Here is a 14,850-nt window from a genome sequence, read left to right as displayed (position 1 = left end):
TAAACGAGAGGCAGATAAGATAGTTTGAAACTCAACTCCCTCAGCTCTTGAATCCGCATTAAAAACAAAAAAATCAAAAACAGCGAAGATATGACGGCAACGGCAAATTTCAGACAAATGGCGCAACACATCGGGTTGGCGATATGCGGCTTGATGATGCGCACCGCCTTCGGGGTGTTCGGCATCCTTTGGGGCATCATCAGAGAGATTGTAAACGGAGTGTTCCGAGTGGCGATAGGTGTAATCGTGGCTATCCTTTCCACCATTGCCTTCTTTGGCTTCATCCTTTGGTTATTCACCCTTTAACCCTTACCGACATGGCAAAAAGAAACAGCAAGACGGCAGCGCAGCAGTGCAGATATTACGAGGTGGACAACATCTTCGTGTATATGGTGGAAACGTACATCAACGGCAATTTTGAAACTTTCCGAAGATTGTACCACGAACTGAACAAGGACGCACGGAGGGATTTCATGGACTTCCTTCTCAGCGAGGTAGAGCCGACCTATTGGAGAGAGATACTGAAACAGATAATCTAAAAATGACAGCGATATGAAAGGAACAGACCATTTCAAGAGAACGATATATATGTACTTGGAACAGCGTGCGGAGGAAGATGCGCTATTTGCAAAGAAGTACCGCAACCCTGCCAAGAACATGGACGAGTGCGTGACCCACATTCTGAACTATGTGCAGAAAAGCGGTTGCAACGGTTTCACGGACGGAGAGATATTCGGGCAAGCCATCCACTACTATGAGGAAAACGAGATAGAGGTGGGCAAACCGATGGACTGCCAAGTGGTTGTGAACCACGTTGTGAAACTCACGGCAGAGGAAAAGGCGGAGGCACGTCAGAACGCTGTCCGCAAATACCAAGAGGAGGAACTCCGCAAGTTGCAGAACCGCCACAGACCGTCAGCGAGAAAAGAAAACCAACCCCAACCCTCATTATTTGATTTAGGCTTATGAAACCGAAGACCAAGATACAGAAAGAGGTGGCAAGACTTTCCGCCAACCTTCGCCCCATATCAGCGACACAAATAGATTGGGCATACCGCCACTGCGTTGAGCATATCGGCTACCGCACCAAGAAAGGGAACATCACCTGTTCCGACTGCGGTCACGAGTGGCACAGCGACAGCGGACTATGCGACACCCTTGAAGGCTGCACCTGCCCCAAATGCCATGCCGAACTCAAAGTGCAGGACACACGCAGACGCATCTACAAGGAAACGCAGAATTTCAGCGTGATAACCACCTGCAAAGGGTATCAGGTAATCCGCGTGGCGCAGGTCAGATGCGAGAGCAGGAAAGGCGAACCGATGCGTTTCTACTGCCACGAGGTCGTGCAGCGTTGGATTTCACCCGACGGCAAGGTTACGGACATGGCGTTGCTCCGTGGCTTCCTTTTCTGCTATTGCGATGTGTGGGCATTAGGCAGCGATATGGAGGTAAGACCGCACAACAGCCTATACGATGATGTGGTGGCAAGAAGCTGTGCATATCCAAAGATGAGGATATTGCCCCAACTCAGACGTAACGGCTTCAAGGGCGATTTCCACGGCATCTCCCCCGTGCGTCTTTTCAAAGCCTTGCTTTCAGACCCAAGAATTGAAACCCTTATGAAAGGCGGTGAGATTGAGGTCATGAAACACTTTCTTTTCAATACCCGTACTGCCGATGAATGTTGGGCATCATATCTGATTGCCAAGCGTCACAAGTATCAGATAGACAACCTCTCAATGTGGTGCGACTATCTGCGTATGCTCAAAAAACTCGGTCAAGACCTCCGTAACCCGAAGAACATCTGTCCCGAAGATTTCATGGCGGCACACGACAACGCAACCCGAAAAATTGAAGCCATACACGAGAAGGAAAGAGCCGCAGAGCAACGCCGTTGGGAGATTGAAAGGCGTGAGCGTGAGCAACAGCGACAACTCCAACGAAAGAAAGATGCGGAGGATTTCATCGCCAACAAATCCAAATTCTTCGGCTTGGTAATCACGGACGAGGAAATAATCGTCAAGGTGCTTGAAAGCATAGACGAGTATTACAACGAGGGCAAGACGCAGGGCATCTGCGTGTTTGGCAGTGGATACTACAAGAAAGCCGACACCCTCATACTATCGGCAAGGATTGGCGATGAGATTATTGAAACCGTAGAGGTGGACTTGCGAACCCTCGAAGTGGTGCAGTGCCACGGCAAGCACAACCAGGACACCGAATATCACGAGCGCATCATAGACCTTGTGAACAAGAACGCCAACCTTATCCGTGAGCGGATGAAAGCGGCATAGCATAACCCCTAAAACAACATTGATATGGAAGTAAGAATTGAAAGTATGATTTGTGTGTGGGATGATGCAATCCCCACGATGTTCCTTGAATTTGTGAACCTCCTCACTCTCACAACGAGTGAGGGGGAATTGAGAAAGAGCGTAAAGGAGTTTGCCGAGAAGCACGAACTTGACAAGTTTTTCCTTTACGGCTTCGGCTCACACCATTTCTACCTGCACCAACGCTACACAAGCAACCCCGAAATGGTGATGAAGAACAGAGTTCTGTCAGTACATTTTTAACCATCTAAAAAGCAACATTATGACAACACGAATGACCATCAACGGAGTAAGCACCTGCGCGGAAGCAGGTACGGAGAAATACGAGCGTTTCCAATCGGGTATCGGAAGACGCAGGCGGACACTTGTGCAGTACGACTACCGCCACCCCATAGACAGAGAATTGTTCTCTTGTGTCAAACCCACGTTGGACGAGTGCCGAGCCGCACGGGACAAGTGGCTGAACGCAAAGAAGGGAAAGGAGGACAGACTATGAACACGACCTATCAAACGCTGATAGTCAAGTTCAGCGAACCTATCACGGCATTGGACGGTATCTTTGACGATACCGGAGCGTGGGGAACGGACACCCTCAAGGGTGGATAGATGATTACGAAAGCACACGTTTCACCGCCACCGACAGCATACGGCAGTCATCACGAGCGAGTACAATATGGAATGTGTGAAAGAGTGGCTACAACGGCAGACCCCCATTTCCGAAATGCGAGAATTTTGAACGGGATGGCGGTGTCCGCACCGCCAATACTTAAAACCCTAAAAACAAAAGATATGATAGCCAAGACGATATTACAGCAGATAGGCGGAAAACGCTTCACCGCCATGACAGGTAGCCGTGATTTCATAGATATGGGCAACGGCTTACGGATGAGCCTTGCAAGGAACAAAACAAGTGCCAACCGCCTTGACATCATCTATGACGAAGGGGCAGACCTCTACAATATGCGCTTCTACCGCAGGACGTTCAGCAAAAAGACCTTTGAGTGCAAGACAAAGGACATTGCCGTACACGAGGGTATCTATTTTGATATGCTGGAGGAAATGTTCACGATGGTGACGGGACTTTACACACGCTTTTGAGTGGCGGGGCGGCGAGAGCCGCCCTACTTTCTTTCAGTGAGCATGATGGCGGACAAAGAAAGTAGCAAAGAAACCTTTGTCCAATCTGCGATAACTAAAAAATCCGCAAGTAAAACTTGCGGAGGCTATATATTGGGTCGTTATTTTTTGGTGGAGGGGAATGATAATCTCGAACCGTTGAACTACACATTTCTGCTTCGTCTCCATTTCCCCCAACGATTTGATACGTTCAATCATTTTTGTTGTTCCTTTCTGAATTTTCCTAAATACTTTCTTCATAATTTCGCTATACTTTTTATGGTTAATAACTATGTTTTGTATTGCTCTCACAACACTTACAACTTGAAGTGTTATTTGGAAACCGATAGGCAAAAATGGCTCAACGATGTCAATTAACGAGAAAATCCTACGATAATCTATCAAGTGATAGAGCAAAAGACGTGCCAAGTTAAATATGGCACGTCTTTTGCCAGTTTTGTCAGTCCTTTTATGGGATATACAACAGCGCAAACTCCGCCTTTCTCCGTTTGAGCAGCATGGCGTGGCGTTTTCCTTTGTAGTTGCAGAAGGCTATATACTCACGGTAGATGTTCCTGTCACCAGCTTCCAGCTTCTTGATTAAGGTGCTTTTGGGGATTGTTTTGCTGCCTAACAGCTTCGCCGGTCCCACATTGTAAGCTAACGTGCCAAGCAAAATCGAATCAACCCCGAATTTACGGAACATGGCGACAAATTTGCGCAGGTCTTTCCGCAAAAGTTCATCCGCATCCCGTTTTGTCATGGTTCGTGCCGAATACTTCTCGTTTGGCAAAAGTTTGTGACCCCAACCGACGTATGGGTAGTGTTTTTCTGAGTGCCAGCCTTCAAAGTAGCGGCAGCATAAAAAAGCACGTTCCATAAGCGGCAGTCGGTAGATTGCCGCCTGCCCGTCCGTTCCCTCTTGGCGGCTGATCTGCGCGGACACAGAACAGACCGTCAGAAGTGAACAGAGCATTGTCATGAATACACGCATCATTTCAACAAGGGGCTGAAGTTGCCGATGGGAACGATGGTAAGATCGTCGTCCTTTACATTCCTGTTGTTGAAGTCAAATTCCAGTTCGTAGGAGTTGCTAAAGTTATCCTCCACCACCACGATGAAATTATGCGCCTCATCACCCGCCGCCGTGTAGTACAGGCGGAATTTTTCGTTCTCCAGCAGGTAGCGGTCGTTAGGCAGGAAGGTGATGCCGTTATCCATTTTGAGCGAGCCTTCCCCCTCGAACTGGAAATAGCGGATGGTATAGAGCGTACCCGAAAAGTCGCCCTCCTTTTTCAGTTCACAGCGGATTTCCACTGTCTGCCCCTTTACTACCTTGTTCGGCACGGGCATGACCTCCACCGTGAAGGGATAGGACTGCTGGATGTCCATGTCATCGTCACATGACACGAGGGTGAATGACATGGCGGCTATCAGGCATAACGCCACTGCCTTGAATATTGATGTTCTCTTGTTTCTGTTGTTCAGTATGTTCATTGTTCTTCGATTTTTAGATGGTTGTTTTTCTGTTTTTTCGTTGTCAGTTGCAGGTACTCGTTCAAGTCCTTGCAACCGTCATAGAGGGAGGAACGGTCGGTGACACGTTCCCCGTATCGCATGGTAAGTGCGGCAAGCGTCCGCCGTCCGGCTTCGTCACGGTCGAGGAAGCAGCCGATGCGCCCGTATCCGTCCAGCAATCCCGCCGCCTTCTCCACGTTGGCGACTGAGTTCAGCACAAGACAGTCAGCGTTACCGGTTACACCAAGCGTCACGGCAGAGAGAAAGTCCATGAAGCCCTCGAACACGAGGCACTCGTCAGCCGGGATGTCATTCGCCTTTACCAGTGATACAGACTTCGGAGGTATGCAACCCTTGAAATATCGGCTTCTGATTCATAGCCACCTGCCATGTTCGGAAAGCCAACGGCAAAATACCGTTTCCCACGCACACCGTAGTTCAAGCGGCAGCAGTGACGGGATGCGATGGCGTAAGGGATGCCCCGTTCCTCTAAATACTCCGTCAGCAGTGAGCGGAGCAGCGGAGCGACCTCCACATCCTCAAAAACGGATTCGGTCGGCTTCGAGAGATAGACGGGCTTTTCCCATCCGGCAACCGTCATATTGGCGGCTTCCGCTATGAACTTCGCTTGCTTCATGAAGTCATCGCTTTGCAGAAACTCCCCGGCAAGCGTGAAGATGTCGCCGCCCTTGCCCAAACCGAAGTCGTACCAGAGCTGTTTCGCCACGTTCACACGGAAAGAGGATGTGCGCTCGCCCCTGTACGGGGCAAGATACCACAGCTCGTTACCGCTCCTTCTGACAGGCTCATGCCCCAGCCGTGCGAGAAAATCCGCAAGCGGCATCCTTCTGACAGCATCTATTTCCGTCCTTTCCATGCCCGTGTCAGTTGATGATGAACTTGATACCGACCCCGAACTGCGTGTGGAACTTCCGTGTGTCGCCACCCCAAAGGCAACGCTCCCGCAGGTTGGCAAGCAGGGCGATACGGTCTGCCACGTAACACTCCACATCGAGCGTCAGCGCACCGCCGTAGATGAAGGCGTCCCGGTCGTGCAGCGTGGAGCCGTCATGCAGCACCTTCTTCCCCCAATTTACCGCCTCATATCCGGCGAGAGCCGAAGCCCCGGCATAGACGAAAACAATCTTTCGGGCGTCCGACAGTATCTTGAAGTAATAGCCGCCCTCCGCCGTGAACTGCGCCACGGGTATCTTGGTGTCCTTGTAGGGATTGTTCTTCAACAGGTATTCGCCACCGAACACCCACTTGTTCCCCTTCTTCGTGTAGGTGGAGAGAGCCGCCCCGAAGCTGTACCCGCCGTCCTTGCCGCCGAGATTGAAGCCGTCCGCCATGTCCGCCCTCACCTCGATGCCCTGCATCTTCGGCAGACACCGCTGGGCGTGCGCCTGCCCTGTAAAAAGGGCAAGCGACGCGATGATTATTGCGATGTACTTTCTCATGGTCAGCGTACTTGAAGTTCGTTGATGGTACCCGCGCGTACCAAATCCTCGTTCTCAATCACGAAGGACTGGTGACGGCCGCCGTTCTTCTCGTTCAATTCCACCACGAGGCACTTGTCATCGGGGATGGTGAACTTCGCCATCGTGAAGACCGTGCGCTCGCTCTTTTTGCCCGGCACGAGGGTGGCGTAGTTCTGCGCGCGGAGCGGCAGAATAATCTGCTCCTGCACGGCAGTACGCTTCGCAACCTTCTTGTCCACGATTTTCCAAGTGATGTAGTCCACATCGAAAGGCACGTTGCTCTGGTTCTTTATCTCCGTGTGGAAATAAAGCAAGCCGTTGTGCGTGTAGATGCCTTTCAACAGGTATTGGATGCCGAAACGCTTGCAGCCGATATGCTTCACCTCGCGCTTGTTCTGTTTGTGGATGGACTTCATGATAAGGCGCACCAGCATCGGGCTTTCGCTGCCCAGCTCTTTCAGATAGATTTCCTGCGCGTTGTTCGGGCGGTTCACCGTGCTGCCGTCATGGATGAAGTCGCACATCTCCACGTTGAGCAACAGCGGTTCGGCGGCGTACTTCACGTTGAAGGTGTAGAAACTGCCGTCCTCCGTGATGACGGACATATTCGTTTCGTTGGGAAAATTCCTTACGGTAGCCTTCACACGGATGATGTTCTCCGCTCCGTCGGCTTTCCCGGCAATCAGGTCGGGCGAGCCTAAATCGACATAGCGCACCTCCGCCGGAAAAATGACGTGGACGGTCTTGTCGTAGGTCACTTCCAGACCGTGCGGCGGTATCATGCGGTCGAAGGTCAGCTTGCGTGACAGCCCGTGATATAGGTCGCCGTCCGCCTCCTTCTGCGGATAGACTCCTTCGTCAAGGTCGGTTGTTCACTTCCGTTGGTCGTTTCAACGGTTACATTCTCCTGCGCGTTGGCAGTTATGATGCCCATAGCGAGGGCAAACATGATGATTACTTTTCTCATTACTTTTGGATTTTAGTGGTAATTTTTATTGTTTTCAATATTTTTCTTGGTAAAGCATGACCCTGTACCCGGCTTTCAGATGCACCTTGACGGTTCGCATCTTTTTGGCGATGTACTGGCTCGTGCCTTGTATCAGCCCCTTGCCCAAGTCGGAGGCGAGCTGCGCCCCGGCATTGGTGGAGATGTTGATGCTGCTTCCCAGCGAGCCGCCCATGTTGGCGGCGACCTCCCGGACGGCGTTCATCTCCATCGAGTTCGGGATGAAGATGCCGGGCTGTCCGTCCGTGTCATAGACCGCAAGCTCCACGGGGATAATCGTGCCGTCGTATTCCAGCGAGGTAATCTCGATGTCGAGCCGCTCACCCTGTATCTTGCCCGTGCCGACCACCACCGCACCCCGGGGTATTGTCCTGCCTGCCACCGCCATAGGCTCCAGCAGGCGCAGCCTTACCGTCTGCCCGTCCGTCACGCTCTGCGCCCCATGCACGCACGCCGGTATGGTGTTCCTGTCCAATACCTCCGCCGTGCCGACAGCCGTGTTGAAACCCCGGTTGCGTTCCTGCGATAAGGCGGCGACAAACTCCGCGTTACTCATAGGCTGTGAGAGTGAAGAAACTACTTGATGCTCCACCTGTCTGATAGGCATTGCCTTGTTCTTCTTCCCTTTCTGCACGGTAGTTGGCTCTGCCCTCTGTTCCGCCGATGGCTGTCCTCCGTTCTGACCGCCCATGTACTTTGCCGCCAGCTCGTAGGACTTCTCCATAAGAGCCACCTGCTCGTCCATAGAGGAAGCCTTGCCCCTCTCGCTTTCCAGTTCCGACTCCAGCGATGCGATGCGCTCCAACAATTCGTCCATCTCCGCATTGTCGTTTTTCGGCTGGTCGTAGAAGTTTCCGAGCGTGGCGTTCAGGTCACGGTAGGCGGCTGCGGAGGACTGGATGGTCTGCGGCGTGGCTGGCTTTGCCCTTTCTTCCTTGCCGCCCGGATTGGCGAGGTCGAAGTCCACTCCGTTCTCCGTTCCCGCTATCTCGCGGTCGAACATGTCGCCCAGCTGCCCGATGGCACGGTTGCGGCTCTCCTGACGCTCTTCCATCTCCCCATGCTCGTAGCTTTCAGCTTGTCGCCGATAATCTGCCGGTTCGCCTTGTCAGCGTCGGGCATCTCGGTGTTGTATCCGTCCGTTCCCGGCGGTTGCTCCTTGCCGGAGGACGGGGCGAATATCAGCCACATCGCCCCGATGAACACCAACACCATAGCGGGCAGCACGATCATCTTCTGCCGTTTCAGCCGTTGCGCCTCTGTCAGCGGTTCGCGCTCCTTTTTCGGTTTCCCCGTTTCGGGAGCAGCTTTGTTCTCTTTCGTCGGTTCATTCTTTGTCTGTTCCATATAAATAAGGTGTTAAGTGATTGCCTGTTTCCGCCGGGGTCGGCAGTTCCACCCGTCCGGCGTGTCCCGTTTCCATATGTGAGCCGTCGTTCCTGCCGATGTCATAGACGGCTCTGCCGAAGGTGTAAAGGGCAAGCACCGCGAAGGCGGCGAACATCCCCAGCACGATGCGGCGGCGTGTTTCCGGCGGCAAGCCGTCCAGATACCCTTTGAGACTTGCCGCCAAGCGTTTCCGTTTGTCGTGGAGTTTCCAATACATGCCCCACATTGATTTTCTGATACTTTTCATGTCCTGTTACCGTTTGATAGTCTGTAAATCCTTGTTCTCAATGATGGTGAAACCCTCGATGGTAAAACCGTTCGGGTTGTCATCCGACCGCGATGCGTTCAGCAGGCGGCAGGTGGTCACGAGGCTGCGCTCGGTGACGTTGCTCTGCCGGATGATTTTCTGTGTGGCGTAGGTCACGGCACGGTAGGGATAGGCGTTGAAGTCGCACACCACGCTGTCCACCTTCAGCACTTGGTTGATGTTCCCGGCGATGATGCGGTTGTAGTACCCCTTCTCCGCGAAGTCCGAATAATAGTGGTACACGCTCTTGTCCGCCAGCAGCAAGGCACGTTTCACGTTGTGTTCAATCGCGCTTTTTTCAGGTGATAGCGTGAAGAACATCTCGTGGAAACGGCGCACATGTTCCCGTGCCTCCGCCGGGCGGTTCTGCGACAAATCCTGAGACAAGGCGAGCATCAGGCTCTTGCCGTTGTCCAGCACATAGATTTTCTCCCGTTGCTTCTCTGCGAAACGGTAGGAGTTCCACACGCTCCACACCGTCACCACGGCGCACAGCGAGAGGAAGACGATACCGAACAGGCGTATCTGCCTGAACGACGATTCGATGTTTCTAAGTGATTTGAATTCCATTTATATTTTCCAATTTATGATTGCACATTGATTATTTCAGCAATTTGCCGACACGTCCGACTGCGTTTCCTGCGGCTGCACCCGCCACGCTGCCCGCCATGCTTCCGGCTCGTCCCGCCATCTGGTTCACGTTGCGACCGTAACCGCCCATGCCTCCGGCTTGGATAATCCAGCCCGCAACGGTGGGAATGGTAAAGTAGCCGATGATGCCGATGCAGAGGAATACGATATACACCCCGTCGCTCGAATCCAGCGAGAAGTTCGGGTCTGCCTGCATCCGCTCGATGTCGTTTTGCAGCATCAGAACCTGTATCTTCGCCAGTATGGTGCTGAACATGTCCGATACCGGTAGCCACAGATAGACCTGTATATAGCGGCATATCCACTGCGTGAGCGTGTTTTGGAAACCGTCCCATACCGACAGGGCGAAGGCTATCGGACCGAGAATCGCCAGCACCACGAGAAAGAAGGTGCGGACGGTGTCTATCACGAGGGCGGCGGCTTGGAACAGCAGTTCGAGTATCTCGCGGAAGAAGTCGCGGATGCTCTTCTTCATGTTGTACATTCCCCGGTCGATATACATTCCCGCCATCGTCACCATGTCGGAGGGCGACCAGCCGAGTTCCTCCAGTTGCTTGTCAAATTCCTCGTTGGACACGAGGTAGGCGGTTTCGGGGTTGCGTACCATCGCCTCGTATTCCAGTTTGTCCTTCTGCTCCCGGTATCGGTTCATGTCCAGCGTTTCCGCCTCCAGCATCTTTGCCGTGCCCTGTACGACGGGTGAGAGGATGCTGTTTATCGTGCCCAGCACCACAGTCGGGAAGAACATGATGCACAGACCGATGGCAAAAGGACGGAGCATCGGGAATACGTCTATCGGTTCAGCTCTCGCCAGCGACTGCCATACCCGGTAGGCGACGTAGAACAGCGCACCCAGCCCGGCGATGCCTTTCGCCACACCAGCCATGTCCCCACACAGCGGCATCATCTGCTCATAAAGTGAACGTAAAATCTGATGAAGGTTGTCGAACTTCATAGGCTACCAGTATCTTTCGTTCATGTTCCCGTACAGCCCCATGATGCGGTCGAGGTCGTTCTTCTTTTTCGCACGCAGGTAACTCACGGAGATGTTCTTGTTCGTGTAGTAGCTCACGAGGTTGCGGTAACGCTTCATCTTCGAGTGGCAGCGTTCCACCACGTCCATGCGCTCCTTGTCGGTCATGGAGAGCGTGGTGATGTTCACCACGTTCCTGAGTTCCGTCAACACTTCGTTGCTTTCCTCCAGCAGTTTCGTGTAGCCGAAAGCGATTGCGGAAAGCTCTTCGGGTCTGAAATTCCCGTCACGGAGCATCCGTTGGAAACTGTTCACATAGATGTCTGTGATGTCGCCCACCATCAGGATGGTCTGCTGCACCTTGCGGGCGTCCTTGACCAGATTGTTCACCGATTTGAGGGCATCGTAATACTTCTTGCCCTGCTGATAGATTTTCACCGTCTCCTGAAAGTTGCTCACCATGTTCGTGGCGGTCTTGGAGGTATGGATGATGTTTTTGGAGGCATTGATGATGCCCTGCGCTAGATTGCCCGGATCGCTTACGACCCACTGTGCGCTTGCCCTGCCCGCGAAAAGCAGGCACAGGCAGATAATCATTGTTATTCTTGTTCTCATGTTACTTTGGATTTTAGTGGTTGTTATTCTTCGGTCGGATGTCCCGGCTGCGGCTTCACCCGCACATAGTCCCCGTTTGGCGAGAAAGTCAGCACATCCGTGGCCTCGTTGTAGGACACGTCGATGCGGAAGCCGGTGTTCATGAACAGGTTGCCGTTCTCCTCCTGCAAGAGATAGGTTTCCGGCTTGAGCTTGCGGCGCAGACCGCTACGACGGAACACCGTCACTTTGTAGGCTTCGCCCTCCTTGTAGATAAGCACGTCAGGTTTTCCCTCCACGCTCTCCCAGTTCCCGCACAGCATGTCGCGGCGGTTGTCGGCCACGTCGCAGGATTGCAGCATCATGACCGCCAATCCGATAAGGCACTTGCTGACTTGCAGCATTTTCACTTTTGGTAAATTCATACGCGTTTTTCTTTTTTGGTTGATACATTCTGTTTTTTAGTTATTCCTTGTTTCTCCGCCTTTCGGCAAGCTGCCGGATGGCGGCTTCGATGTCGTCGCCCAGCTTCTCCGCCAGACGGTAAACCTCCACTTTTTCCGTTTCCTCGGTGGTGTACGCCAGATACTCTTCCGCGCTGACCTCCGTGGCATAGACCGCCGACTGCGTGCCGCCCAAGCCTATCCACACCTCCTTGTAGAGCCGTGAAGGGTTGTTCGCCATGTTGATGGAGAGTATCTGCGACTTCTCCTTTTCCGTCAGTCCGAGCAACGCCTGTATCTGGTCGAACTTGTTCATATATTTCCTTTGGTCAAGCAGGATTTTACAATCCGAGTTGTTGATAATGCTCTCTTTGACCACCGGAGAACTGATAATGTCGTCCACCTCCTGCGTCACCACGATTGCCTCGCCGTAATATTTTCTGACCGTCTTATACATATAGCGCAGATATTCAGCCATGTTCGCCGATGAGAGGGCCTTCCAAGCCTCTTCCACGATAAGCTGTTTCCGCACGCCTTTCAGCCGCCGCATCTTGTTGATGAAGGCTTCCATGATGATGATGGTCACGACGGGGAACAGTTCGCGGTTTTCTTTAATCGAATCTATCTCGAAGACGATGAACCGCTTGCCGAGCAGGTCGATGTTCTCCGTGGAGTTGAGCAGGAAATCGTAACGCCCGCCCCGGTAATACTGCCGCATGGTGGTGAGCATGTTGTCGATGTTGAAGTCGGACTTCTCCACCTTGATGTCACGCTGTGCCAGTTCCTTGCGGTAGTCGTCACGCATATACTCGTAGAAGGTGTTGAACGACGGCACGATGCTACGGTCGGATTGGATGCGCTCAATATAGGCACTCACGGCACTGCCCAGCTCGCCGCTCTCCGTCTTTGTCACCTTGTCGTCCTCCGACTTCCAGAGCGTCAGCAACAGGGTCTTGATGCTGTCCTTCTTCTCCACGTCGAAGATGTAATCGTCGGTGTAGAACGGGTTGAAGCTGATGGGCTTATCTTCCGTGTAGGTGAAATACACACCGTCCGCTCCGCCTGTCTTGCGTCGGATCATGCCGCACAAGCCCTGATAGGAGTTTCCCGTGTCCACCAATACCACATGTGCGCCTTGCTCATAATATTGGCGCACGAGGTGGTTCATGAAGAAAGACTTGCCGCTGCCCGAAGGACCCAGCACGAACTTGTTGCGGTTGGTCGTGATACCTCGCTTCATGGGCAGGTCGGAGATGTCAAGGTGCAGCGGTTTTCCCGTGAGCCTGTCCACCATCTTGATGCCGAAGGGCGAGAGCGAGCTGCGGTAGTTGGTTTCCTCTGTGAACAGGCACACCGCCTGTTCGATGAAGGTGTGGAAACTCTCTTCCGCCGGGAAGTCCGCCGCATTGCCGGGTATCGCCGCCCAGTAGAGTGTCGGGCAGTCGATGGTGTTGTGGCGCGGCACGCATTCCATGCTTGCCAACTGGCTGCCCACGTCGTTCTTGATATGCTTCAGTTCCTCCGCATCGTCGCTCCACGCCATGACGTTGAAGTGTGCCCGTACCGAGGTCAGTCCGTAGGAATGGGCTTCGTTCAGGTATTGGTCTATCCACTCGCGGTTGATGCTGTTGCTCCTTGAATAGCGAGATAGCGACTGCATGTTACGGGCGGACTTCTCGAACTTCTGCAAGGTTTCCTCACTGTTGTCTATCAGCACATACTGGTTGTAGATATGGTTGCAGGAGAGCAGAAGCCCCACCGGGGAGGCGAATGACAGTCGGCAGTCACTCCGGTCGGTGGAGAGCTTCTCGTAACGGGTGTCGGTAGCCACCTTGCCCGGCAGGTCTTCCGCGTCGGAGAGGGTGTGCAGACACAGGCGGTTGTCGCCGATGCGCATCTCCCTTGCCGAAAGCTCGATGTCCTGCAAGGTGGTGTCACCTTCCGGCATGAGCGAGAAGTAGCGTTCAATAAGTCCCGTCTTTCCCTCAGTACCCACAATCTCATCGGTGGAGAGGCGGCGCAGCCTGACAAGCCCGCTGTCGTTCATGATGCGCTCGAACTGTTCGCAGGCTTCCAAGAACTTGGTCGTGGTTTCCCTGTCCAGCTCCTTCGGGATGATATGTCCCCGGCACAGCGTGCTGAAATTGCTCTGCATCCGGTTACGCTCCTTTGTTGTCTTGGTCAGGTAGAGGTAGCAGGTGTGTTTCAGGTACGGACGCTCGTTGAAGTGACGCTCGAAAGAGCGGCTTAAAAAGCTCATGTCGTCCTTCTGAAGCTCCGGTTTGTAGCGTTCCTTGATGAACCAGTCCTGTTTGTGGACGACGGAGTAGTCCGGCAGCACCTTGATAGCCTTGCACCAGCAACTGTGTATCGCCTCGTACTCCGCACCCGTCACGGTGTAAAGTTCCGGTAGTTCCACCTCGAAAGCCACCGTGATGTCGGCGTCCTTTGAGATGATGCAGCCATGCTCCACCGCTAAAAGTGGGAACCTGTTTTCCAGTGTTGTCATTTTCGATGTATTCCTCATTGTCTTTCTTCCTTTCGTTGTCGTTTGAACAGACGGGTTATCCGCCGCCGGTTGATAAGGTATCGGGGATGGCTCCGTGCCGCTCCTAATTTCATCAGCCCGTGTTCACCGTACCGGGCGTTCAGCGCGAAGGTCTGCCATACAAGGAGGGAGGACGATGCCGCGCCGAAGCCGATACATATCCACTGGTCGATACCGACCATGTAGAGGATGACGAACAGGACGAAGAGAGCCAGCAGACCTCCGCAGAAGATGAAGAGGTACTGTGCCTTCAAGCCCTTGAACTCTACCGGACGGCCGATACCCTTGTTGATTGGGTATTCAGCCATACATTATTTATTAAAGGAAGAATGAGCGCAGGATGGTGGCGGCAACAATCAGGAAGATGCACGCGCCGAACCACGAGGCGGCTGTCTTGCTGGTGTCGGGGTCGCCCGATGAAAACTTGCCGTACACTTTTACGCCCCCGATAAGCCCGACGACTGCACCGATGGCGTATATCAGTTTAG

The 14,850-nt window shown here is 53.1% G+C and carries 19 protein-coding genes and 4 pseudogenes; 8 read left to right on the top strand and 15 right to left on the bottom strand.

Going from position 1 to position 14,850, the window contains the following annotated elements:
* Positions 1-90: 90 nt before the first annotated feature.
* The 8 genes and pseudogenes from JCM16496_RS17430 to JCM16496_RS17395 all read left to right on the top strand — a co-directional run bounded on the left by JCM16496_RS17430 (position 91) and on the right by JCM16496_RS17395 (position 3,434).
* A complete protein-coding gene (locus JCM16496_RS17430) occupies positions 91-306 on the top strand; it encodes a hypothetical protein (protein ID WP_004291535.1) in 216 nt (71 codons plus the stop codon).
* Between the two features lie 11 nt (positions 307-317).
* Positions 318-539, top strand: coding sequence for a hypothetical protein (locus JCM16496_RS17425; RefSeq protein ID WP_004291534.1), 222 nt, complete (start codon positions 318-320; stop codon positions 537-539).
* A gap of 13 nt (positions 540-552) precedes the next feature.
* Positions 553-969, top strand: a complete 417-nt coding sequence (locus JCM16496_RS17420) for a PcfK-like family protein (RefSeq protein ID WP_004291533.1) — start codon at positions 553-555, stop codon at positions 967-969.
* Positions 966-2,297: a PcfJ domain-containing protein gene (locus JCM16496_RS17415; protein ID WP_004291532.1), complete on the top strand. Its 1,332-nt coding sequence runs from the start codon at positions 966-968 to the stop codon at positions 2,295-2,297. Before JCM16496_RS17420 ends, JCM16496_RS17415 begins: the two co-directional genes overlap by 4 nt.
* A 24-nt stretch (positions 2,298-2,321) precedes the next feature.
* The gene (locus JCM16496_RS17410; RefSeq protein WP_004291531.1) at positions 2,322-2,579 is read left to right on the top strand and encodes a DUF8466 domain-containing protein; all 258 of its coding nucleotides are present in this window, start codon (positions 2,322-2,324) and stop codon (positions 2,577-2,579) included.
* A 19-nt stretch (positions 2,580-2,598) separates the two neighbouring features.
* The gene (locus JCM16496_RS17405; protein WP_004304291.1) at positions 2,599-2,832 is read left to right on the top strand and encodes a DUF3873 domain-containing protein; all 234 of its coding nucleotides are present in this window, start codon (positions 2,599-2,601) and stop codon (positions 2,830-2,832) included.
* Positions 2,829-3,072, top strand: a pseudogene (locus JCM16496_RS17400) (DUF6956 domain-containing protein). The gene JCM16496_RS17405 and the pseudogene JCM16496_RS17400 overlap by 4 nt, the downstream one beginning before the upstream one ends.
* Before the next feature lie 53 nt (positions 3,073-3,125).
* On the top strand, positions 3,126-3,434 hold the full coding sequence (locus tag JCM16496_RS17395) for a hypothetical protein (RefSeq protein ID WP_004304290.1): 309 nt from the start codon (positions 3,126-3,128) through the stop codon (positions 3,432-3,434).
* Between the two features lie 33 nt (positions 3,435-3,467).
* Here JCM16496_RS17395 and JCM16496_RS25070 read toward each other — a convergent pair whose 3' ends face one another.
* The 15 genes and pseudogenes from JCM16496_RS25070 to JCM16496_RS22195 all read right to left on the bottom strand — a co-directional run.
* Positions 3,468-3,857, bottom strand: a complete 390-nt coding sequence (locus JCM16496_RS25070) for a hypothetical protein (RefSeq protein ID WP_004291527.1) — start codon at positions 3,855-3,857, stop codon at positions 3,468-3,470.
* A 64-nt stretch (positions 3,858-3,921) separates the two neighbouring features.
* The gene (locus JCM16496_RS17380) at positions 3,922-4,449 is read right to left on the bottom strand and encodes a glycoside hydrolase family protein (protein ID WP_004291526.1); all 528 of its coding nucleotides are present in this window, start codon (positions 4,447-4,449) and stop codon (positions 3,922-3,924) included.
* A complete protein-coding gene (locus tag JCM16496_RS17375; RefSeq protein WP_004291525.1) occupies positions 4,446-4,949 on the bottom strand; it encodes a DUF3872 domain-containing protein in 504 nt (167 codons plus the stop codon). Before JCM16496_RS17375 ends, JCM16496_RS17380 begins: the two co-directional genes overlap by 4 nt.
* Positions 4,946-5,847, bottom strand: a pseudogene (locus JCM16496_RS17370) (DUF8464 domain-containing protein). The gene JCM16496_RS17375 and the pseudogene JCM16496_RS17370 overlap by 4 nt, the downstream one beginning before the upstream one ends.
* 7 nt (positions 5,848-5,854) lie before the next feature.
* Positions 5,855-6,430, bottom strand: coding sequence for a conjugal transfer protein TraO (locus JCM16496_RS17365; protein ID WP_004291523.1), 576 nt, complete (start codon positions 6,428-6,430; stop codon positions 5,855-5,857).
* 2 nt (positions 6,431-6,432) lie between these two features.
* A pseudogene (traN, locus tag JCM16496_RS17360) lies at positions 6,433-7,418 on the bottom strand (conjugative transposon protein TraN).
* A gap of 34 nt (positions 7,419-7,452) precedes the next feature.
* A pseudogene (gene traM / locus JCM16496_RS17355) lies at positions 7,453-8,804 on the bottom strand (conjugative transposon protein TraM).
* The gene (locus JCM16496_RS17350; RefSeq protein WP_018697145.1) at positions 8,785-9,072 is read right to left on the bottom strand and encodes a TraL conjugative transposon family protein; all 288 of its coding nucleotides are present in this window, start codon (positions 9,070-9,072) and stop codon (positions 8,785-8,787) included. Before JCM16496_RS17350 ends, traM begins: the two are co-directional and overlap by 20 nt.
* 27 nt (positions 9,073-9,099) lie before the next feature.
* Complete coding sequence (gene traK, locus JCM16496_RS17345) at positions 9,100-9,723, bottom strand: conjugative transposon protein TraK (RefSeq protein ID WP_004291519.1); 624 nt, start codon at positions 9,721-9,723, stop codon at positions 9,100-9,102.
* Positions 9,724-9,754: 31 nt separating this feature from the next.
* The gene (gene traJ, locus JCM16496_RS17340) at positions 9,755-10,759 is read right to left on the bottom strand and encodes a conjugative transposon protein TraJ (protein ID WP_004291518.1); all 1,005 of its coding nucleotides are present in this window, start codon (positions 10,757-10,759) and stop codon (positions 9,755-9,757) included.
* Positions 10,760-10,762: 3 nt separating this feature from the next.
* Complete coding sequence (locus tag JCM16496_RS17335; protein ID WP_004304283.1) at positions 10,763-11,392, bottom strand: DUF4141 domain-containing protein; 630 nt, start codon at positions 11,390-11,392, stop codon at positions 10,763-10,765.
* Positions 11,393-11,415: 23 nt separating this feature from the next.
* Positions 11,416-11,796, bottom strand: coding sequence for a DUF3876 domain-containing protein (locus JCM16496_RS17330; RefSeq protein WP_004291516.1), 381 nt, complete (start codon positions 11,794-11,796; stop codon positions 11,416-11,418).
* 40 nt (positions 11,797-11,836) lie between these two features.
* Positions 11,837-14,341, bottom strand: a complete 2,505-nt coding sequence (locus JCM16496_RS17325; RefSeq protein ID WP_004291515.1) for a TraG family conjugative transposon ATPase — start codon at positions 14,339-14,341, stop codon at positions 11,837-11,839.
* Complete coding sequence (locus JCM16496_RS17320; protein ID WP_004291514.1) at positions 14,338-14,670, bottom strand: DUF4133 domain-containing protein; 333 nt, start codon at positions 14,668-14,670, stop codon at positions 14,338-14,340. Before JCM16496_RS17320 ends, JCM16496_RS17325 begins: the two co-directional genes overlap by 4 nt.
* 10 nt (positions 14,671-14,680) lie before the next feature.
* On the bottom strand, positions 14,681-14,850 hold a 170-nt coding region (locus tag JCM16496_RS22195), incomplete at its 5' end, for a DUF4134 domain-containing protein (protein WP_128809696.1).

Source organism: Bacteroides rodentium JCM 16496 (assembly GCF_000614125.1).
Taxonomy (GTDB): Bacteria; Bacteroidota; Bacteroidia; order Bacteroidales; family Bacteroidaceae; genus Bacteroides; species Bacteroides rodentium.
The sequence above is the reverse complement of the archived record's forward strand: the minus strand, read 5'-3'. Positions and strand labels throughout refer to the sequence as shown.

Coding starts and splice junctions, on each gene's coding strand:
- JCM16496_RS17365 (WP_004291523.1), bottom strand. CDS start 6,430: ATGAGAAAGTACATCGCAATAATCATCGCGTCGCTTGCCCTTTTTACA.
- JCM16496_RS17425 (WP_004291534.1), top strand. CDS start 318: ATGGCAAAAAGAAACAGCAAGACGGCAGCGCAGCAGTGCAGATATTAC.
- JCM16496_RS17405 (WP_004304291.1), top strand. CDS start 2,599: ATGACAACACGAATGACCATCAACGGAGTAAGCACCTGCGCGGAAGCA.
- traJ (WP_004291518.1), bottom strand. CDS start 10,759: ATGAAGTTCGACAACCTTCATCAGATTTTACGTTCACTTTATGAGCAG.
- JCM16496_RS17375 (WP_004291525.1), bottom strand. CDS start 4,949: ATGAACATACTGAACAACAGAAACAAGAGAACATCAATATTCAAGGCA.
- JCM16496_RS17430 (WP_004291535.1), top strand. CDS start 91: ATGACGGCAACGGCAAATTTCAGACAAATGGCGCAACACATCGGGTTG.
- JCM16496_RS17330 (WP_004291516.1), bottom strand. CDS start 11,796: ATGAATTTACCAAAAGTGAAAATGCTGCAAGTCAGCAAGTGCCTTATC.
- JCM16496_RS17335 (WP_004304283.1), bottom strand. CDS start 11,392: ATGAGAACAAGAATAACAATGATTATCTGCCTGTGCCTGCTTTTCGCG.
- JCM16496_RS17325 (WP_004291515.1), bottom strand. CDS start 14,341: ATGAGGAATACATCGAAAATGACAACACTGGAAAACAGGTTCCCACTT.
- JCM16496_RS17395 (WP_004304290.1), top strand. CDS start 3,126: ATGATAGCCAAGACGATATTACAGCAGATAGGCGGAAAACGCTTCACC.
- traK (WP_004291519.1), bottom strand. CDS start 9,723: ATGGAATTCAAATCACTTAGAAACATCGAATCGTCGTTCAGGCAGATA.
- JCM16496_RS17320 (WP_004291514.1), bottom strand. CDS start 14,670: ATGGCTGAATACCCAATCAACAAGGGTATCGGCCGTCCGGTAGAGTTC.
- JCM16496_RS17380 (WP_004291526.1), bottom strand. CDS start 4,449: ATGATGCGTGTATTCATGACAATGCTCTGTTCACTTCTGACGGTCTGT.
- JCM16496_RS17410 (WP_004291531.1), top strand. CDS start 2,322: ATGGAAGTAAGAATTGAAAGTATGATTTGTGTGTGGGATGATGCAATC.
- JCM16496_RS17350 (WP_018697145.1), bottom strand. CDS start 9,072: ATGTGGGGCATGTATTGGAAACTCCACGACAAACGGAAACGCTTGGCG.
- JCM16496_RS17415 (WP_004291532.1), top strand. CDS start 966: ATGAAACCGAAGACCAAGATACAGAAAGAGGTGGCAAGACTTTCCGCC.
- JCM16496_RS17420 (WP_004291533.1), top strand. CDS start 553: ATGAAAGGAACAGACCATTTCAAGAGAACGATATATATGTACTTGGAA.